Annotated in this window: 14 protein-coding genes; 13 read left to right on the forward strand and 1 reads right to left on the reverse strand. The window is 68.3% G+C overall.

Annotation, left to right across the window (positions count from 1 at the left end):
* The first annotated feature begins 344 nt into the window (after positions 1–344).
* From CA951_RS17570 to CA951_RS44300, 12 genes are all read left to right on the forward strand, one after another.
* On the forward strand, positions 345–1,856 hold the full coding sequence (locus tag CA951_RS17570) for an NAD(P)/FAD-dependent oxidoreductase (RefSeq protein WP_087558053.1): 1,512 nt from the start codon (positions 345–347) through the stop codon (positions 1,854–1,856).
* On the forward strand, positions 1,849–2,748 hold the full coding sequence (locus CA951_RS17575; protein ID WP_087558054.1) for an alpha/beta fold hydrolase: 900 nt from the start codon (positions 1,849–1,851) through the stop codon (positions 2,746–2,748). Before CA951_RS17570 ends, CA951_RS17575 begins: the two co-directional genes overlap by 8 nt.
* Complete coding sequence (locus CA951_RS17580; RefSeq protein ID WP_087558055.1) at positions 2,745–4,178, forward strand: FAD-dependent oxidoreductase; 1,434 nt, start codon at positions 2,745–2,747, stop codon at positions 4,176–4,178. Before CA951_RS17575 ends, CA951_RS17580 begins: the two co-directional genes overlap by 4 nt.
* Before the next feature lie 37 nt (positions 4,179–4,215).
* Positions 4,216–5,643 (forward strand): APC family permease, encoded by a 1,428-nt coding sequence (locus tag CA951_RS17585; RefSeq protein WP_087558056.1) that lies wholly within the window; start codon positions 4,216–4,218, stop codon positions 5,641–5,643.
* A gap of 56 nt (positions 5,644–5,699) precedes the next feature.
* The gene (locus tag CA951_RS17590) at positions 5,700–6,359 is read left to right on the forward strand and encodes a hypothetical protein (protein ID WP_087558100.1); all 660 of its coding nucleotides are present in this window, start codon (positions 5,700–5,702) and stop codon (positions 6,357–6,359) included.
* Positions 6,352–7,686, forward strand: coding sequence for a glutamine synthetase family protein (locus CA951_RS17595; protein ID WP_087558057.1), 1,335 nt, complete (start codon positions 6,352–6,354; stop codon positions 7,684–7,686). The genes CA951_RS17590 and CA951_RS17595 overlap by 8 nt, the downstream gene beginning before the upstream one ends.
* A complete protein-coding gene (locus CA951_RS17600) occupies positions 7,683–8,450 on the forward strand; it encodes a gamma-glutamyl-gamma-aminobutyrate hydrolase family protein (protein WP_087558058.1) in 768 nt (255 codons plus the stop codon). The genes CA951_RS17595 and CA951_RS17600 overlap by 4 nt, the downstream gene beginning before the upstream one ends.
* A 64-nt stretch (positions 8,451–8,514) precedes the next feature.
* The gene (locus CA951_RS17605; protein WP_087558101.1) at positions 8,515–10,887 is read left to right on the forward strand and encodes an AMP-binding protein; all 2,373 of its coding nucleotides are present in this window, start codon (positions 8,515–8,517) and stop codon (positions 10,885–10,887) included.
* Positions 10,884–12,014, forward strand: coding sequence for a Zn-dependent alcohol dehydrogenase (locus tag CA951_RS17610; protein WP_087558059.1), 1,131 nt, complete (start codon positions 10,884–10,886; stop codon positions 12,012–12,014). Before CA951_RS17605 ends, CA951_RS17610 begins: the two co-directional genes overlap by 4 nt.
* Positions 12,011–13,480: an aldehyde dehydrogenase gene (locus CA951_RS17615; protein ID WP_087558060.1), complete on the forward strand. Its 1,470-nt coding sequence runs from the start codon at positions 12,011–12,013 to the stop codon at positions 13,478–13,480. The genes CA951_RS17610 and CA951_RS17615 overlap by 4 nt, the downstream gene beginning before the upstream one ends.
* Before the next feature lie 134 nt (positions 13,481–13,614).
* Positions 13,615–16,152 (forward strand): Tn3 family transposase, encoded by a 2,538-nt coding sequence (locus tag CA951_RS17620; RefSeq protein WP_256973892.1) that lies wholly within the window; start codon positions 13,615–13,617, stop codon positions 16,150–16,152.
* The gene (locus CA951_RS44300) at positions 16,152–16,706 is read left to right on the forward strand and encodes a transposase (RefSeq protein WP_256973907.1); all 555 of its coding nucleotides are present in this window, start codon (positions 16,152–16,154) and stop codon (positions 16,704–16,706) included. Before CA951_RS17620 ends, CA951_RS44300 begins: the two co-directional genes overlap by 1 nt.
* 1,343 nt (positions 16,707–18,049) lie before the next feature.
* Here the strand turns inward: CA951_RS44300 and CA951_RS17625 are convergent.
* Entirely contained in the window at positions 18,050–19,777 is a 1,728-nt protein-coding gene (locus tag CA951_RS17625) for a hypothetical protein (RefSeq protein WP_256973893.1), read from the reverse strand.
* 482 nt (positions 19,778–20,259) lie between these two features.
* Here CA951_RS17625 and CA951_RS17630 point away from each other — a divergent pair, with 482 nt between their 5' ends.
* Complete coding sequence (locus CA951_RS17630; protein ID WP_087558061.1) at positions 20,260–21,132, forward strand: recombinase family protein; 873 nt, start codon at positions 20,260–20,262, stop codon at positions 21,130–21,132.
* The last annotated feature ends 7 nt before the right edge of the window (positions 21,133–21,139 follow it).

The raw sequence follows: 21,139 nt of genomic DNA on the forward strand, positions 1-21,139 counted from the left end.
CCCACGGCAGCATCGGACGCAAGCCGCGATCGAAGCCGAAGACGCGTCACACCGCACTCATCGAGGCGGACGAACTGCGCCCAGATGAGTCCGAGCACAAAAGCTGCGACCGATACAGTGGCGTGCCCACGAGGTCCCCCGCTCCGCCGACGTGCAACCACGTGTAGCGCCACCTGCAACACACTGCACCACGTGGCCGTGCGATCGGCATCTCGAAGGGCGCGGGCAGTGCACTGTGCACCACGTCACGCTGAAGGACGGGGCACCGCGGCGTAGAGCGCGGGTCGCCGTGGCGGGCACCGTGGAATCACACACCGACGTGACCCCCACTGAAAGGCCCGACGATGAACGCATCGAAGCAGCGACCCGAGGAATTCGACATCGTCATCATCGGCGCCGGCGTCTCCGGCATCGGCGCCGCGCGCTACATTGTCGAGGCTTTTCCCGGCAAGCGCGTCGTCGTGCTCGAGGGGCGCGACAATATCGGCGGCACCTGGGATCTGTTCAAGTACCCCGGCATTCGATCCGACTCCGACCTACACACCTTCGGCTACGAGTTCAAGCCTTGGAAGGACCGCGCCGCCATTGCGGAAGGCCCCCAGATCCTGAACTACCTGTGTGAGACGGTCGAGGAGAACAATCTGGGCGGGCGCATCCGCCTCGGGCACAGCGTGCAGCGCGCGGAATGGTCGAGCGCCGACGCGCGCTGGACGATCGACGTGCACACCGCCGACGGCGACAAGACAATCACCGCCAACTGGATTTTCGCGGGCACCGGGTACTACCGCTACGACGAGGGCTATACACCGCACTTCGAGGGTCGCGAGGACTTCGCCGGCGACATCATCCACCCGCAGCAGTGGCCCGAGGGCTATGACTACGCGGGCAAGAAGGTCGTGGTGATCGGGAGCGGCGCGACCGCGGTGACGCTGGTCCCGTCGATGCTGACCGGTGCGCGCGCCGCCGCCCATGTGACCATGCTCCAGCGCACCCCCACCTACGTGATGCCCTGGCCGAAGGTCGATTCCCTCGCGCTCCTGTTCAACCGGCTCTTCGGCGAACGACGCGGCTACGCGATCACCCGGTTCAACAACATCTGGATCGATCGTGGCGTGGTGAAGTCGCTGCGCACGTTCCCTCGCCTGGGTCGCGCGCTGATCCGGCGCATCAACAAGAAGTTGCTGCCCGAGGGCTATGACGTGGACACTCACTTCAACCCGCCCTACGACCCGTGGGATCAGCGCTTGTGTCTGTCGCCCGACGGCGACTTCTTCGCCGCACTGCGTGACGGCGGCGCCTCGATCGTCACCGACCGGATCTCGCGTTTCACCGAGTCGGGGATCCGGCTCGAATCGGGCGATCACCTCGACGCCGATGTGATCATCACCGCGACCGGCCTGAACGTGCGGCTGGTCGGCGGCATCGACCTGGCGGTCGACGGCGTGCCGGTGAACGTCGCCGACTCCGTCGTCTACCGCGGCACCCTGCTCTCGGGGATCCCCAACCTGGCCATCGCCATCGGCTACACGACCTCGTCGTGGACGCTGAAGGTCGGCATCCTGTGCCGCTACTTCTGCAACCTGGTGAAGCACATGGATGCCTTCGGCTATGACCGTGTCGTCGTCGAGGCCGATCCCGGTATGGAGACGCGCCCGGTCATGGACCTCAGCGCGGGCTACGCGCAACGGGCCCGCGAGAGCACTCCGAAGCAGGGCACCGGCATGTGGCAGATGTCGATGTCGTACCCGCAGGACGCCAAGCTGCTCCGCGGCCCGCTGCTCGATGACGCGCTGCAGTTCGGCTCCAGCACCGACGACAGTGCCCGCTCGACCGCAGGGGAGGCGCTCCATGCGTGACGACGCCCAGGACCGCCTCGTCACCCTTGCGGGCGGCACGCGTGTCTGCTACCGAATCGACGGCGACCCCGCCGACCCGCCGGTCCTGCTCCTCGCCGGCCTCGCCGAGGACTTGACGACGTGGTCCGAGCGATTCGTCTCCGCGCTCTTCGCGACCGGTTTTCAGGTGATCCGGATGGACAACCGGGACTGCGGCCGCTCGACCTACGCGAGCACTCCGCCACCAAGCACGCTGCGGCAACTGCTCGCCCGACCCCGTCCGGACGCGTACACGCTGGCCGACATGGCGGCCGATGCCGCGCAGCTCATCGAGCACCTCGGACTGGGACCGGCGCACCTCGTCGGGCGCTCGATGGGCGGGATGATCGCGCAGACCGTCGCGGCGCGGTACCCCGAACTCACCCCGTCGCTGACCTGTCTGTACTCCACCACGGGCGATCCGAAGGTCGGGCAGCCTGCCGCGTCGACCATCGCGCTGATCGCCGCCCCGCCGCCGCGGAACCGGGTGCAGGCCGTCCGCGCGCACCTCCGCATGACAGCGCACCTCGCGGGCACCGGGTTCCCGATCGACGAGGTCGAAGAAGCGGGTCACGCCGTCGAAACGTGGAACCGCACCGCCGGCGACGGTGCGGCGGGGACCGCCCGGCAGGTGCAGGCCATCCAGGCCTCGGGCGACCGAACGGCCGAGATCGCCCGCATCACGGCCCCGACCCTGGTGATCAACGGCGACCGCGACCTCATCGTCGCGCCGTCCGGGGGCGACGCCATCGCGGCCGCGATTCCCGGTACGCGGCACGTCGTGATTCCCGGCATGGGCCATCACCTGCCCGACGCGCTCGCGCTGCGCGTCGCCGACCACGTCGTCGCACACCTCGAAAGGGCATCAGTATGACCGAGTTACGCACCACAGACGTCGTCGTCATCGGCGCCGGGGTCTCCGGGTTGACCGCGGCGCGGCGGCTGGCGCAGGCCGGGCAGTCGGTCGTGGTCATCGAGGCCGGTGACCGGGTCGGCGGCCGCACGATGAACCTCGACGTCGCCGACGGTGTGATCACCGAAGGCGGCGGCCAATGGGTCGGACCAGGCCAGGACCGGATCCTCGCAATGCTCGACGAGCTGAGGCTGGACACCTTCAAGACCCACGTCGACGGCAAATCGATCTACCACCGGCGCGGCCGCTCGAAACGGTACGACGGCACCGTCCCGCCGCTGAGCCCGCTCGCTCTCATCGACTTCGCCCAGGTGCAGCTGCGGCTGGAACGGATGGCGAGGACCGTGCCGCTCGACGCCCCGTGGACCGCGCGCCGCGCCCGCACCTGGGACGCCACGACCTTCGGACACTGGCTCGACGCGAACGCGATGACCGAGGAGGCCAGGGAAATGTTCACTGCCGCCTTCTCGGTGACCAACGCCGAGAGCCTGCACTCCACGTCGCTGCTCGTGCAGCTGGCGCGGATCCGGGGCGCAGGCGGGATCGACCACACCGTCAACATCACCGACGGGGCGCAGGAGTCGCGGGTGGTCGGCGGCACGGTCCGGATCGCGGAGCGCCTGGCCGAGGATCTGGGCGACGCCGTGGTGGTCGACTCGCCCGTCGTCGAGGTCGCGCAGGACGCCGACGGGGTCTCGGTCCGGTCGGTGCGCGTCGACGTCCGCGCGGACCGGGTGATCGTCGCGATGTCGCCGGCGGATGCCGCCCGGATCCGCGTCACGCCCGACCTGCCCACCCGCCGTTCGATGCTGCAGCGGCGCTGGAGCATCGGCGCGGAGAGCAAGCTCTTCGCCGTCTACGACCGCCCGTTCTGGCGGGAGCAGGGTCTCAGCGGCCAGGCGGTCACCGACCTGCCGGTGGCCAAATACGTCGTCGACAACTCCCCGCCCGACGGCAGCGTCGGGATCCTGCTGACCTTCCTCGGCACCGCCGGAGCCGGGTGCGGCGAACACTGGCCCGACGCGATCCTCGACGACCCCGCGGCGAGACGCGCCGCCTTCCTCGGCGACCTGACCGTGCTGTTCGGGGCGCAAGCGGCGAACCCGACCGGGTACCTGGAGAAGGACTGGGCACACGAGCCATGGATCAGCGGCTGCGTCGGCTCCCGCGCCCCGGGCTCGCTGACCCAGTACACGGATGCCGACCGTCGGCCGGTCGGGCGGATCCACTGGGCAGGCACCGAGACCGCGACGATCAACCAGGGCTACCTCGACGGTGCCGTCCGCGCCGCGGAGCGCGCGGTCCAGGAGGTGCTGAATTGCGGGTCCGTCGCGGGCGAACCCAGCGACCACGCTGACCGATCCGGGCGTCGGTCCGTCACCGCCCCATGAGCATTCGTTTCCGTTTTCACAGAATGGAGTGGTTGACATGAGTCAACAGAGCGACGACCGGGCCCAGGAGGTCCCGGCCGGCCTTGACCGGACGCTCGGCGTCCCGCAGATCGTCTTCATGGTGGTGGCGATGGCCGCGCCCCTGACGGTGTTCGCCGGACTCATCCCGTTGATGCTCGGTTCGGGGAACGGCATCGGGACCCCGGTCGACTTCGTGCTCGTCGGAATCGTGCTCATGCTGTTCACCGTCGGGTACTCGGCGATGACTCCCGAAGTGCGCAACGCGGGTGCCTTCTACTCCTACGTCCAGCGCGGCCTCGGCACCGGTGCCGGGCTGGGCGCCGCGGCGCTCGCCCTGGTCACCTATGTGCTCCTCATGGTCGCCGTCTCGGCCTACCTCGGGGCTGCCGCGCGCAACGTGCTCGTGACGTTCTCCGGCGTGTCGGTGCCGTGGTGGTGCCTCGCGGCCGTCGGGCTCGCGGCCATCGGGTACCTGGGCTACCGCAACGTCGAGGTCAGCGCGCGGGTGCTCGGCGCGTTGCTCATCGCGGAGGTCGGGATCGTCGCCCTCGTCGACCTCGCCATCGTGCTGCGCGGCGGCGACAACGGCCTCTCGGCGCAGCCGCTGACCTGGGACGCGTTCACCACCGGCGCCGCAGGTACCGGGGTCATGTTCGCCGTCTTCGGGTTCGTCGGTTTCGAGACCACCGCCGTCTTCCGATCCGAGGCGAAGGACCCCGATCGCACGATCCCGAAGGCCACCTCCATCGCGGTCGTCCTGATCGCACTGATCTACGCCTTCTCGTCCTGGGCCATGATCAACGATCTCGGTGTCGCGCGTGCCGTCGACCTCGCCGCCGACGACCCCGAAGGACTCGCACCCGGGCTCGCCACCCGCTACCTGTCGCACGCCGCCCACGATGTCATGCAGGTTCTGCTCGTCAGCAGCTTCTTCGCCTGCGTGCTCACCGCTCACAACGTGGTGGCCCGCTACCTGTTCGCCCTCGGCCGCCAGGGCGCTCTGCCGGTCTCGCTCGGCTCGGCGCACCCCACGCACCGGTCGCCGCACGTGGCCTCGCTGCTGACCTCCGGGGTGATCGGCACACTGCTCGCGGCCACGGCGATCACCGGACTCGACCCCGTCGTCGAGATCTACGCCTGGTTCGGCGGCGCCGGAACCCTCGGGCTGATCGTGCTGCTGGCCCTGACCTCCGCGGCGATCGTCGTGCACTTCCGCAGGACCGGCACGGCCGCGGCGTGGACGGGCACCGTCGCCCCCGTCCTGTCGCTGGCCGCGCTCGGGGCGATCCTCGTGCTCGTCATCGGCAACTTCGAGCTCCTCATCGGGTCGCGCACCGGGGCTTACGTCTTCCTCGCGGTCATCGCCGGGGCGTTCGCCAGCGGCCTCGCATGGGCGCCGCTCCTGCGTCGGCGTCGGCGGCAGACCTACTCCGCCCTCGAATGACCGTCGCGTCCGCAGCCCCGAAATCACCGCACCCGCCACCGAAGAAAGGTATGACCATGACCGAAACCCCGACGATCGCACCGGGCCCGGCGGCGCAGCGCGCGCCTGCCCGGATCCAGATCGACGAAGACGCCACTCCCATCGTCCGGCTGCTCGGCCGGACCCTGCGCGACGCGGTCCGGCTCGGCCATCTGCCCGAGGTGTTCGATCGCGGCATCGGGACGGTCGCCGTCCGCTCGCACAACACCCCGCAGGCCGCCGGCGTCACGCTGTGCGACGGCGCCGTCACCGTGACCGGTGGCGTCTTCGCGCCGGCCGACGCGACGCTGGTCGTCGATCTCGAGGCCCGTTTCGCGCTCACCGAGGACCCCGACGGTGACGCGGAACTGGCCGACGGGGTACTGCGCGCCCTGCAGCACCCACTGCCTTCGTGGCAGGAGGGCGCCGAGCGCTTCTGGGAGGTGACCCGCGGCATCCGCGGAATCCCCGACGTCCTCGTCGCGGTCGCGCAGGGGCCGGACGGCCCCCAGGAGGCCCGGTTCGGGTCGGGCCCGACGACCTACCGAATGGTCGGCACGCCCGACGCGCTCGCAGGGGTGTTCACGGGTGCCGACTATCTCCTCACCTCCCTGGACTCCGGCCTGCGGGTCCAAGGGACGCTCTCGCAGGTGTCGGTCATGACGGCCGCCTCGTGGAAGGTTCGTTTCGATGTCTGAGCTCACGAAGGCGATCCGCCTGGAGGCCACCGGTCACGACGGGAGCTTCCTGGGAAAGACCGTCACGCCGGCGAAGTTCGCGTCCGGCAAGGAGTCGGGCTTCGCCTTCGCCGACATCCTGTTCGCGATCGACCTGGGCGAGGGGCTCGTGTTCGGCGACGCCTTCCCGGACTGGCGCGGCAACCTCTACGACATCTCGATGATCCCCGACATGGACACGCTGGTGCGGTGGAAGCCCGGCCTCGACGCCGTCATCGGTGACTACTGGCTCCGGGACGGGCGGCCGGTGCCGATCTGTCCGCGGAACATGGTGCGCCGGCTGGTCGAGCGCCTGCGGACGCTCGGCTACACCGCCACGGTCGCGGTGGAGATCGAAACGACGCTGTTCGAGGAGTCCGTCCAGCAGGCGCGGGCGCGCGGCTACCGCGAACTCACCCCCCTCGGCGGCGACACCGGCGCCACCTACCACCTGGCGAGGTCGAAGGACTGGGTCGACTACATGGACGCCGTCACCGACCGGCTCGACGAGCTCGGCATCACCTGGGAGGCGTGGACCGACGAGGCCGCTCCGGGTCAGACCGAACTGAACCTCGCGCCCACCGATCCGGTGGCGCTCGGCGACTCCTGGGTGCGCACCAAACAGGTGTTGCGGGAAGTCGCGTTCGAACAGGACCGGACGGTGACGTTCATGGCCAAGCCGACCGCCGGGTTCGGTCAAGGCGCCCACATCAACCTCTCGCTGCACCGAGACGGCGAGAACCAGTTCTTCGCCCCCGACGGACCGTCCGAGGTGATGCTGCAGGCCGTCGGCGGGCTGCTGGCCACGATGGCGGGAAACACCCTGCTTGCGCTGCCACAGATCACCTCGTACCGGCGCCTCGTCGACATCAGCGGCCCACCGACGACCATCTCCTGGGGCGTCAACAACAAGACCGCGGCGGTACGAGCCATCGTCGGGCACCCCAAGTACTCGCGGCTCGAATACCGGCTGCCCGGCTCGGACGTCAACCCGTACTACGCCCTGGCCGGGGTGCTGGCCGGGGTCGTCGCCGGTATCGAACGGCGGATGCAGGCCCCGCCACAGGTCGACGACATGGCGTGGTGCCTGCCCGACGACACCGGGGTCGAACGGATCCCGGACTCGATCACCAAGGCCATCGCGGCGCTGGACGCCGACGAGGTGTTACGCGAGTACCTGGGCGAGGAGTTCGTCGACTTCTGGGTTGCCTCGCGTCGGTGGGAATGGATGGAGTTCCACACCAAGGGCGGCGACCCGTACGCCGAACTCTCCGCGTGGGAGTCCCGTCGCTACTTCGAGTTCCCGTGAGCGGCAAGCCACTGGTCGGGATCACCGGCCGCCGGTTCCGGCTGAGCCTGATCGCCGGGGCGGACGCCCGCTACGGCGCGGCGTGCATGGATTCGTTCATGTCCGCCTTCGCCACTCGCGTCGCGAAGGCGGGCGGCGTGCCCGTGCACCTGCCGTACGACGCCGATCCGCTGGACACCTGCGCGTGGTTGTCCGGCGTGGTGATCACCGGCGGGCAGGACGTGCACCCGGCCCGGTGGGGCGGCGACACCTCCGTGGTCCGCGGCGTCGACCCACGGCTCGATCCCCAGGCGCACGACCCCGAACGCGACGACTACGAGTTCGCCCTGGCCCGCGCCGCCATCGACCGCGGCCTGCCCGTGCTCGCGGTGTGCCGCGGGATGCAGCTGCTCAACGTTGCACTGGGCGGAACACTCGTCGCGGACCTGCCGCCCGGCCCGGTGCCGCACTTGTCGGCGCTGGCCGCGCCCACCGACGGCGACGCCGAGCACCGCGTGAGCTTCGAACCCGGCTCGACGGCCGCGCGGATCTTCGGCGACAGCGCCGTCACCAACTCGTGGCACCACCAGGCCGTCGACCGGTGCGGCGTGGGCCTTGTCGTCACGGGCCGCACGCCCGACGGGGTCGTCGAGGCCGTGGAGGTGCCCGGCGCGCCGATCCTCGGTGTGCAGTGGCACCCCGAGTGGATGGAACGCGACGACCCGGCCATGGCCTGGATCGTCGATGAATCGAGAAAACGACAGGAGATCGAGTATGTCCACTGACGCAACAACCGCGACAACGATCTGGGACGAAACACCGCGGCGCCCCGCCGTCACCCACGACCAGATGGGGGCAACGCCCCGGGTGCGCACGGTCACCGGCCTGCTGGCAGACGGCGCCGCCCGCACCCCCGGCGCCGAGCTGCTGCGCTTCGGCGACGCTTCGTGGACCCACGCGCAGGCCGACGCATCGTCGTCGCGGCTGGCACACCGCCTGATCGAGGCCAACGGCGTGGCCCCGGGCGACCGCGTCGCGATCATGCTGCCGAATGTCGCGCAGTGGCCGCTCACCTGGTTCGCGGTGCTCAAGGCCGGCGCCGTCGCCGTGCCCGTCAATTCGGCCTACCGCGCGGCCGATCTGGCGTTCGTGCTGCGCGACTCCGGCGCGCGGGTGATCGTCACCGACGCCGAGCACCTCCCGCTGGTGCGTGAGGTGGTCTCCGGCGACGACGCCCTCGCGGGCATCCGCATCCTCGACGTGGCCGACGCAGCCGACGCCAGTTTCCCGGCCACCGCCCCCGATGTCGCGATCACCCCGGACACACTGGCCAACCTGCAATACACCTCGGGCACAACGGGATTTCCGAAAGCGTGCATGCTGACCCACGACTACTGGACCCGCATCGCGTGGGGCTGCGCCGGGGCGGCCGGCCTCGGCGGCGACGACGTGCTGCTCACGGCGCAGCCCTTCTCGTACATGGACCCGCAGTGGAACACGGTGCTCGCCCTGACTGCGGGCGCACCGCTGGTGGTGCTGCCGCGGTTCTCCGCGTCGGGGTTCATGGCCGACGTGCGGCGCCACCGGGTGACCTTCTGCTACGTCCTCGGATCGATGCCCACGCTGCTGTTCAAGCAGCCGCCCGCCGCCGACGACCGGGACAACCACCTGCGCGCGGTGTTCTGCTCCGCGATCCCCGCGGCGCTGCACACCCAGCTCGAGGACCGCTGGGGTGCACCGTGGCGAGAGCTCTACGGCATGACCGAGAGCGGAATCGACCTGATCAGCCCACTCGACGACGCCGCGACCGTCGGCAGCGGCAGCATCGGACGGCCCGTGCCGACCAAGCGGGCCAGGATCGTGGACGCCGACGGCGCCGAGGTCCCCGCAGGGACCCCGGGCGAGCTGACCGTGTCCGGCACGCCGATGATGCTCGGCTACTGGAACCGGCCCGAGGAGACCGCGCGGACGCTCCGGGACGGATGGTTGCACACCGGCGACCTCGCGGTCGCCGACGACCGGGGCGAGGTCCGCCTGGTCGGCCGCATCAAAGACATGGTGCGGCGCGGCGGCGAGAACGTGGCCAGCGCCGAGGTGGAGGCAGTACTCGAAACCGATGATCGCGTCGTCGCGGCCGCGGTCGTGGCCGAGCCCGACGAGGTGCTCGGAGAAGAGGTCAAGGCCTTCGTCCAACTCGCGGCGGGCTGCACCGGCGACCGGGCGACGGCCGAGGCGATCATCGGCCGGGTTGCCGAGCGGCTCGCGCGGTTCAAAGTGCCGCGGTATGTCGAATTCGTCGCGGACTTCCCCCGAACACCGTCGGAGCGGGTGTCGAAGCCCGCGCTGAAGGCTCGGGCGGCCGAAGCTCCCGGCACTACCTTCGATCTGCGCGACCGGACCACCTCGGGTGCCTCCGCATCGACCGACACATCGCCGTCGGACATGGCGGCCGAGCACGTGCTCGTCGAGGTGATCCGCGAAATCGCCGTGATCACCCTGCGACGGCCGTCGAAGCTCAACGCGCTGACCGTCGAGATGCGCCTGCGCCTCGCCGCGCTCATCCGCGAGTACGGCACCGGCGAGCGCGCCCGGGGAATCGTGATCACGGGCACGGGCCGCGCGTTCAGCGCGGGCGAGGACCTCAGCGCGCCACCGACCACGTTCGCCGAGATGCGCGAGACCTTCGAGACCTTCCACGACGTCACCCGTGCGGTGATCGAGACCAAGGTGCCCGTCGTCGCCGCGATCAACGGGATCGCCGTCGGCGGCGCTTCGGAGATCACGCTGTGCTGCGACGCACGCCTCGGCGCACCACAAACCACGTTCTTCCAGCCGGAGAACGCCCGCGGCCTCACGATCTCCAACGCGTCGAGCGTGCTCCTCACCCGGATCGTGCGCAATCACGCGATGCGGATGGTGCTGGGCTCCGAGCGAATCGGCGCCGAGGAGGCGCTGCGGATCGGTCTGCTCGACCAGATCGTCGAGCCGGACCAGCTGCTGGACCACGCGATCGACCTCGTCCACTCCTGGACGCCGGAGGGCGGCAACAACACCGCCCTGCACCTCGCGCTGCTGCGGCCCTCGTCCGAAGAGATCGAACGCGCCTTCGTCCTGGAGGACGCCGCCGCCGACGCGTCGTGGCACAGCGGCGCATTCACCGCTGGGATCGAGGGCTTCTGGAGCGCCAAGAAACCCACCAGCTCCACCGAGGAGACCCGATGATCACCACCCGCGCGGCCGTGCTCACGAAGCTGGGCGAACCGCTGCACCTGACCGACATCCACATCGACGATCCCGAACCGCACGAAGTGCGGATCGCCGTCACCCACGTCGGGCTCTGCCACAGCGACCTGCACTACATCACCGGCACCGTCCCCACCGAGCTGCCGGTGGTAGTCGGGCACGAGGTGGCGGGCATCGTCGAATCCGTCGGCTCGGCCGTCACGGACCTGCGTCCGGGCGACCACGTCACCGGCGCGCTCACCCCGTCGTGCGGCGAGTGCGCGAACTGCAACGCCGGCCGTTCGACCCAGTGCCAGCGGCTCGACGAGATCCGGCGCCGTCCGCGGCCCGCGTACACCCTGCCCGACGGGACACCGGTCGCCCGGCTCGGCGACCTGGGCGCGTTCTCCGAGCACATCCTGTTGCGCGCGAACGCGGCTGTGAAGCTGCCCGAGGGCGTGTCCACCCGGGTCGGCTGCCTGCTGTCGTGCTGTGTCGTCACCGGTGTCGGCGCGGTGTTCCGCGGGGCGCGGGTGCGGCCAGGGGCCACGGTGGCCGTGATCGGTTGCGGTGGCGTCGGCTCGGCCATCATCCAGGGCGCGCGGCTCGCGGGCGCATCCGCGATCGTCGCGATCGACCTCGACGAGCAGCGGCTACGCGCCGCCCGCGGCTACGGCGCGACCCACACCCTCAACGGCGCCACCGACGACCTCGCCGCCGCGGTGGTCGCCCTGCTGGGCGACGGCGTCGACTACTCCTTCGAGGCCGTCGGATCCGCCCGCACCGCGGCAGCGGCCCTCGACGTGGTGCGCCCCACGGGCACGACCTGCCTCGTCGGCATCGCTGCAGCGGGCACTGAGCTGACCCTGCCCGCGTCCGACTTCTTCTTCAGCGAGAAACATCTGATCGGCTCGTACATGGGGTCGGGGCAAGCGCGCGAGGACATCGCCCAGTTCGCCCGGCTGTACCAGCACGGCCGGTTGCTGCTCGACGAGATGGTCACCGAGGTCATCGACTTCGACCAGATCAACGAGGGGTTCGAGGCGATGAAGTCCGGCGAGGTGACCCGCATCGTCGTCGCCATGCCGATCTGTTCCGCCAACCCCACCGTGGAGGAGGCTCGATGAACGCCGCGACGCCGACAACGTCCCTCGCGCAGCCGGTGAGCTACATCGCCGGGGAGTGGGTGTCCTGCCAGACGCTCGACGGATGGAACGTCGACCCAAACACGGGCGAACCGGTCCACCGCATGGTGACCACGTCGCCCGCCGACCTGGAGCGGGCCCTGCAGCACGCCCAGCGTGCCTACGAAGCGCTCAACTGGGCCGATGACGAGTTCCGGCTCGAACGCGCCGAGGCGCTCGAACGGGCCGCCGCGAACGTCGAGGACCGGCTCGAGGAAATCGCCCGCACCGACGCGATCACCAGCGGCACAGCCATCACCGCCACCCGCAAACTCGCCGCGTTCCTCCCGGCCCGAATCCGCGGGGCCGCCGCCGAGGCCCGCAGGATCCCGCGTGTCACCGCGCTCGCCGCGGGCGGGCGAGACGTCCGGCTGCACCGCATCCCGTGGGGGCCCGCCGCGATCCTCACGCCGTGGAACGGCCCCAGCTTCATCCCGGCGGCAAAGGTAGCCAGCGCGGTGGCATCGGGATGCCCGGTGCTGCTCAAGCCGTCCGAGCACGCCCCCGCCAGCGCACAGCTGATCGTCGAGTGCTTCGTCGACGCCGGCCTACCCGACGGTGCACTGCAACTCGTCCACGGCACGGGCGACATCGGCGCCGCACTCACAGGCGACCGCCGGGTCAAGGTGGTGTCCTTCACCGGCGGCCCGGGCGCCGGGCGGGCCATCGCCCGCGACGCGGCCGAGGACTTCAAGGTTCTGCAGCTCGAGCTCGGCGGCAACAACCCCGTGCTCGTGCTCGATGACGCCGACCTCGACGTGACCGCCGACGGGATCCTCGCCGGCATGACAACCCTCAACGGCCAATGGTGCGAGGGGCCGGGCAAGGTCCTGGCACCGCACCGGCTGGTGCAGCCGCTACGCGAGGCCCTCGGTGAACGCATCGCGCGGCTACGGATCGGTCACTCGCTCGACGAGGAATCCGACATCGGCCCGATCTCCAACGAGCCGCACTTCCGGACCCTGATCGAGCGGATCGAGGGCCTGCGCGGGCTCGGCGCCGAGATCGATCAGACCGGGGACCTGCCGGGCCTGACGGGCTTCTTCCTGTCGCCGACGGTAGCCACCGGGTCCGACCCGGACCGCACGACGGCCGAGCTGTTCGGGCCGGTCGTCTCCTTGCACGGCGTGGATTCCGACGAGGACGCGCTGCACGCCGCCAACGCCCACCCGTCCGGCCTGGACGCGTATGTGTTCGGCACCGACACCGACCGCGCGATTGCGATCGGTGCCCGGGTCATGTCCGGCGAGGTGCGGGTCAACGGCGCGAAGCTCGCCGATCTCGGCGACGACTCCGCCCAGAGTTTCTGGGGCCCGTCCGGCATCGGCGGGCACGGTCCGGCGGAATCGGTGCGGGTGTTCTGCGGAGATCGGGTCGTCGGCGTCGACTCGCCGGATCTGCCGATGTAGGTCGGGTGGGAACCGAATACGCCGGAAAGGGGCCGCGGCCCGGTGGAGGTCCTGGTCGGGTGCGGTCTGCTGTGGCTGTTTCGGGTGTGGATAAGGTTTTGCGGTCCGGATGGTGATCTTGCTGGGGTGTCGGGGTGGCGTCGATCGATCGGACCGCTTACCCGCGGTTCAAGCGGGTGGTGTCCGCGCAGGAGCTGGCAGAGGCGTTCGCGCCGACTCCTGACGAGGTCGCGTGGGCACGCGAGAAGACGCAGAGCGATCCTCACCTGCTTGCCCTGGCGGTGCGGCTGAAGGCATATCAGCGGCTCGGGTACTTCCCGAAGCTCGATGACATCCCGGCCGTGGTCGTCGACACCGTGCGCGGCGTGCTGGACCTGCCCGGCGGTGTGAGCCCGGAGACGGACGCGGACCGCACCGCGAAACGGCACCGTCAGTTCGTCCGGGAGTACCTGGGCGTGAGGTACGAGGCGGCGAAGGTGCGGGCGGTCGCCGAACAGGCGATCCGGGTAGCGGCGGCGACCAAGGACAACCCGGCCGATCTGATCAACGTGGCGCTCGAGGAACTGGTCCGGGCCCGCTGCGAACTACCGGGGTACACCACGCTGGATGCGATGGCCGCGACGATCCGCGCGGAGGTCAACGGCGAGTTCTTCGCCCTGGTGTCGGGGCGGCCGGCGTGGGCCGAGCGGGCTCGGCTGGACCGGCTGCTGGTGGTGGACCCGGCGACGCGGCGCAGCGAATTCGACCGGATCAAGACCCCGGCGCGGGCGGCGACGCTGGGCAAGTTCAAGGCGCGCCTGGCGCATGTGCAGGCCCTGGACGCGATCGGACCGACCGAGGCGTGGCTCGACGGCGTTCCGCCGGGCAAGGTCGCCCACTTCGCCAGTGAGGCGCGCCTCGCAGGCGTCGATGACATGCGCAAGACCGGCGAGGCCAAGCGGGTGACGTTGCTGGGCGCCCTGGTGCATCAGCAGCGGGTGGAGGCGCGCGACGAGGTGGTGACCATGTTCTGCAAGCGCATGGCCGCCCTGCACAAGAAGGGCCGCGACCGCCTCGAGGAGCTGCGCGAGGCGCACCGCTCCGAGACGGAGCGGCTGATCGGCGTGCTCGGCGACGTGCTGGCCGGCGCCCGCGAGGCGACCACCCCACCCGAGCCGAACCCCGGCGACAGCCCGCCGCCCGCAGCAGCCGCCGCCGGCGCGGAGGTCGACGTCGCCGAGCGGGCCGGGCGGCTGCTGCTCAAGACACTCGAATCCGCCGGTGGGCTGGAGCAGCTGTCCGCGGCGCAGGAGGCGGTGTCGGCATATCACGGCGACAACTACCTGCCGCTGCTGGAAGGCTTTTACCGCTCGCACCGTCCCGCGCTGTTCACCCTGGTCGACGCCCTGGACATGGTGCCCACGACAGCGGACCACAGCGTGCTGGACGCGGTGGAGTTCATCCGCGCTAACCGGCACCGGCGCGGTGACTGGATCGAGGAGACGACCACCCACATCCGCGACGGGCAGCAGCACACGGTCACGGTGGACGTCGACGCGTTCGCGAGCGTGATGTGGCGCAAGGTGCTGCGAGACGGGAAGAACCGGCCGGGGATGCTGTCGCGGCGGCACCTGGAGGTGTGCGTGTTCTCCCACCTGGCCGCCGAGTTGCGGTCGGGCGATGTCGCCGTGGTCGGGTCGGATTCCTACGCCGACCTGGGCGCGCAGCTGATGAGCTGGGACGAATGCGCACCGCTGGCGACGCAGTTCTGCGAGCAGGCCGGCATCCCGGCCGAGGCCCCGGCGCTGGTCGAGTTCTACCGCCACCAGCTCGCCGGCACCGCGGCCGCGGTCGACGCGGGCTACCCGACCAACACCGATCTGCTCCTCGAGGACGGCAAGCCGATGCTCAAGCGCCGCAAGGGAGTCGACCGGCGCCCGTCCGCGCTGGCACTGGAGCAGGCGGTGCACCAGCGGCTGCCCGAGCGCAGCCTGCTCGACATCCTCACCCGCGCCGCCTATTTGACCGGGTGGCCGCGGCACCTGGGACCGGCGTCCGGGTCGGACCCGAAGATCCGCGGCGACGTGCTGGGCCGGTACGTGCTCACCGCCTACGCCTATGGCGCGAACCTCGGCGCGACCGAGGTGGCCCGGCACATGCGCGGCCAGGTGTCCGCCCACGAGCTCTACACCGCGGGCAACAAGCACTCCACCGCTGACAAGGTACACCGGTGCTCGGCGGACGTGATCAATGCGTTCACCACCCTGGACGTGGCCGGGATGTGGGGCGACGGGCGGATCGTCGCCGTCGACGGCTCGCAGATCGATACCTGGGAGAACAACCTGCTCGCCGAGTCCCACATCCGCTACGGCGGCTACGGGGGTTTGGCGATGCGGTTCGTGTCCGACTCCTACATCGCGCTGTTCTCCCATTTCGTGCCGTGCGGGGCGTGGGAAGCCGTCTACATCGTCGATGGTTTGCTGCGCAACGAGTCCGACGTCCAACCGGACACCATCCACGCCGACACCCAGGGGCAGTCGCTGCCGGTGTTCGGGCTCGCCGCGCTGCTCGGGTTCGAGCTGCTGCCGCGGATCCGCAACTGGCACGACCTGAACTTCTACCGCTCCGACCCGGCCACCCGGTACTCCCACATCGACAGCCGTTCGGTGACAACGCGATCGACTGGGGCCTGATCGAGCGGCACTGGACCGACCTGCTGCGCACCGCGATCTCGATCCGCGAGGGCCGGGTGTCCTCGGTGACGCTGCTGCGGCGCCTCGGGAACCACTCGCACAAGAACCGCCTGTACCGGGCGTTCCGCGAACTGGGCCGCGTCATCCGGACTGTGACATTGCTGCGGTACCTCTCCGAACCCGGGCTGCGGGAGCAGATCACGGCGGTCACCAACAAGGCTGAGGCGTTCCACGGCTACGCGGAATGGCTGATGATCGGCGGCAGGCTCATCGGCCACAACGACCCCGACCACCAGGAACGGGTGGTCAAGTTCAATGAACTGCTGGCCAACTGTGCGATCTACTCGACCGCGCTGGACATCACCGACGTCGCCAACGGCCTGGCCGCCGAGGGCTATCCCGTCGACACCGACGATCTGGCTACCATCACCCCGTACATCCAGCACACCATCCGCCGCATGGGCGACCTCGTGCTCAATCTGTCCCCACCCGAACAAGCGCCGGTCACCCGGCTGGACCTGGAACCGCGAGTGCTGTTCGGATCACGCGCGTGAGCTCCCGACTCGGCCCGGTACTCCCCGAAGCTTGGTTTCGAGCGACGATGTCGCCAGGGACGTGGGCATCTCGATACAGCCTAGGACAGGGTCGGAGCGCTGGAGTCAGGCGCCGAGGCCTGCTGTGGACCCACAGGGGCGAAAAGACAACAGCCGCCAATCCGAAACCGGCGCAACCTACTCTCTGAGCCCTACGCCAGAACGCTCCAGCGAGGCCGTCCTTACGATCTCGTACCGGGAGATCGGGATTGACCGTGCATCCTCGATCAGGCTGGACTTCACACGGTTCACGCGCTCCCCGATGGGATCATGACGTTCACAATCTCGTATCCCGGGCTAAGCATCGATACAGCGACGTCGATAGTCCTCGACGCGACGCAGTTCAGGCCCCCGGCCGCGGCCAAGCAGCGCCCTTGCAGCACGCGGTCGGTGTCTCACAAACGCTGCGTCAGCCACTTCGGTCGAGACTTCAGGCGGAACAAGAATCGCCCACGCAAATACGGGGTTACAATGCTGTATGCGCAAAATGGTCGCTTTGACTGGTGCAGTCGGACTTATTGCTGGATTGTTCGCGGCGGGCGTGGTGTTATTGCTGTGGCCACAGGGCGTCGGTGACCGGAGTGGTACCTCTGGAGCCTTTTCGACATGGACAGAAGTTCATGTAACCGTTGCCGGTCTAAATTTGCCCACATTTGTAGCGATAATCATTCTTGCTTATACGCTAATGGGGGGCGTTGTCGGATATACATTTTCCCGCCTCGGATGGAATCTAGTGCGGGATTAAGGATCAAGAAGGTGAGTCGACAATGACGAAGTGGGTGATACCTACAGATGACCTGCGAGGCGGGCGAGAGTTTGCTGACATACCGAGCCCCTGGGTATCTGCGATGAAGTCTGTCACACGCGACCTAGCTTGCTGGCAATTCAGTAGCACTGTGCAGGTTTCTGATCTGCACTTCATCTTAGAAATTGACGAGTACGAAAATGTGAGTGCTGGCTTCCAACAGTTTCGAAATGGAAAATCGGGAACTGGAACAGTCGAGTCTGTGGCAGTTCAATCTGATGCATCCGTCTCGGAGGCAACTCAGGCTTTTGGAGAAGTAGTTCAAACACGAGTTGGAACTAATTTTGCATGTGCATGGCCCTGGAATGATGAGACTGGCCTCCTCTATTCCAGGATCGTTCGTGGCGCCGCTTGCTGGGTCGACAAAAAAGGAAATACGGTGGCCCTGATGGGGAATCTCTGCCCCGGATAACGTCCGTCCTGATACACCTCCCTGCGGAAGGCGCTGCATCTTGGTGAGGCCCCGGCCAAGCCGGGGCCTCACCAATTCAGCGGAACCCTACGGCTGTTGATTGAAGTCGTAGATCTTATATCTCAGTTCGAATCCAGTCTCCCCACGCTCTCGGACCTGCGGGCTGACATCCCTGGTCCAGGTGCACCTCATCTGGAGGATGTAGCTGGTCCCCAGCTGATGCCCCGTTGTGCGCGAATGGAACGAGTAATTCGCCGGTTTGTTCCGGTCGTCGTAGTTATACCCGGGTGGCGTGTTGTCCTTCTGCCCAGTGGCTCGGAAATAGCGGTTTGCTCTGCAGTCCACTGCAGCGTTGCCAATTACAGACTGCACAGAAGCTGCGATGTTGTATTTCCAATCCATTGGATGGTCGGTACGATCGGGGAGTGACGGGTCCGCTGCAGGCAGGTCACCGGGATAAATCACATTGGTCCAAAGAATCCCGTTGTCAGCGACTGAATCTGTGTATTCCTTTTCCTTCAAACCATTTGCGTACACATATTCACCGTTACCTTGGGGATCGTCCGCAAACTTCTTCAAACCGTAGTCGGATATTGTGTACTTGTTCTGGAAGGCCTGTTTCGCTGATCCAGGCAAGGACCCGGCAGTTTGGTCGCCTGTCGGATACCCGTAGATACTTGTCTCGTAGCCTGCTTCGGCCCAGATGTCGAGAATCCTCCCCTGAACAACCCATGCCCCCGTGTTGGGAGACCAATAGATGACACCCCGTTGGAACCCATTCATGCGGCCCTGACCGCCGGGGAGGACGTTTTCATCGGTGGTGGGGTATCCGAGGGTTCCGCCTTCCCAACCGGTTTGGGCCCATTTGTCGCGGATCGCTCCGCCGACCGGGTGTGCGCCGGTGAGGGGACTCCAGTAGATTGTCGCGCCCGTGAAGTCCTGGAGTCGGCCTCCGTTGAGAACGACTTCGTCGGTCTTGGGGTAGCCAAGGAAACCGCCTTCCCATCCCTTCTCGCCCCACTTCTGGTGGAAGACGTTGACGACCGGGTGCGCGCCGGTGGCGGCGGACCAGTAGATGGGTCCATTCTGAAAGTGGCTGCGACGGCCAAATCCGTCCGGATTGATGAGCTCAGGGGTCGTGGGCAGGAGCAGGAAGCTGAACTGTGCGCCGAGGGAGTTGTACTTGTCGCGGATTGCGCCGCAGACTTCGAACTCAGAGGGCCAATACAGCTGGCATCCCGGGGCGACTCGCGCCTGCAGGCCGGTCCGGGCCTCCTTCTGCAGCCTGGCTTCCTTCATCTCGGCTTTGTCGGCCTGCTCTTTGGTCCAACCCTCCGGCAGTTCTTCGCGGTCCGAGCGCATCTTGCCCGGGACCAGGGTCTCGTTGGGATTCTCAGTCGGTTTGCCCGTGTAGGGAATCTTCTTCCCGGCCGCCGGTGCGGCGGAGGTAGTACTCGGAGCAGACTCCGGTGGTGTCGTCGTCGGCGTACTGCTCTCCGCCTGTGCGCTCGGTGAGGGAGCCTCACTTGGTGCGGCACTGCGTTCGAGTTCCGACGAGGACGGCGCCGTGGCCTGTGTGGTCGACGACGACGCCGATGGCGGCGTGGTTGTGCTTGTCGAGGACCCGGGCGCCGCTGGTTCCGGCGCCGGCGCAGGGGTGCTCGTGCTCGGTGTGGGCGAAGTCGTTGGTTGAGCCGTCGCTGCCCCTCCGCCTGACGCGATCATCCCCACCGCTAACGATGCGACGATCAGGGATTTCAGCGGTGAACCACGTTTAGGGCGTGGCGAAACCACACTCTGTGTTGCGTTAGCCATCTGACACCTGTCTCTGTGAGGGGACTTCGGTCAGCGGCGGGCCCGACGCTCCTTCGCAACGTAAACCATGTCGCTCAGAAATCTCACAGGAAACATCAGCCCCAGAAGCCCCAAATTCGGCACGGCGATCGAGCGCCAGCGGTGACCTGCAGGTTCGCAGGATGGCTGCCGCAGGGGAACCAATAGCGGCTCGGCGTGTCGCCGAAACGGGGAGATATCCTGTTATTCAGCGTATTACGTCATCGCGATGCGGTATGCGTGCGTATTCTCGGTCGCTAGCCCGGCTGAATTCCGATGACGGACTGTGCCACACTCGGCAACTGGGGGTTGCATGTCGCGGACCTGCCGTGTGTCTCTCATAAATGACCGGATGTGACAGTTCTGCGAACGACCCGAACCGTGCCGCGTTCGTGCAGGTCGAGCTTCGCACAATCCCTCTCACAACCTCGGTGTTGTGAGAGGGAGTTCTGAGAGAATCGGGAATGGACCTGACCCCGGAACAGGCCGCGGCCGCGGTCGAACGCCATCCCTGCCCCAAGTGCGAGGCGCCGGCGGGAAACCCGTGCCGGACACGGGCCGGGAAGACCGCCGCGAAGTACCACACGGCCCGGTTCATCCTCGTGCCGTCGCTGCGCGACGAGCTCACCGTCGCTGTCCCGGGCGACCGTGGCCCCGGCAAGAAGTGGACACAGCGACCGCAGGTCGGATCGGCGACGCCGGAGACGACCGGGGCGCCGATCCGAATCGGGTACGCCCGTTGCAGTACGGCCCAGCAGGAGCTGCAGAGCCAGCTCGACGCGCTCGCGGCCGCGCACTGCACGCGAGTGTTCTCCGAGAAGATCAGCACCCGCATCAAGATCCGCCCCGAGCTGGAGAAGGCACTCTCCCTCGCCCACGAGATCAAGACAGCCGCGCCGGACCAGCCGGTGGTCCTGACCGTGCACGAGCTCAAACGCCTCGCCCGCAACGCCGCCGAGCTGATGACCCTGTCCGCCCAGCTGCAGAGCGGCGGAGTGCAACTGGAGCTGCTGACCGGGCCGCTGACCGGGATCTACGACCCGCGCGGCATGGGATCAATGCTCTTCGCCGTGCTCGCCGTCGCCGCCCAGCTTGACCGCGACTACATCCGCGAGAAGACCCTCGAAGGCCAGCAGGCCGCCGCCGCCCGCGGCAACCACGGCGGCCGGCCGAAGGTGATCGACGATGACGACCTGCTCCTCGCCCGCGCGCTACGCGAGAAGGGCACCCCGATGCCCGACATCGTGAAGAACCTGACCATCAAGACCGGCAAGAACGCTGGCCGGCATCCCTCGGTCGCCTCGCTCTACCGGGCACTCGCCGACAACGACGCCTGACCAGGGC

The organism is Rhodococcus sp. NCIMB 12038 (genome assembly GCF_002165735.1).
GTDB lineage: Bacteria > Actinomycetota > Actinomycetes > Mycobacteriales > Mycobacteriaceae > Rhodococcus_F.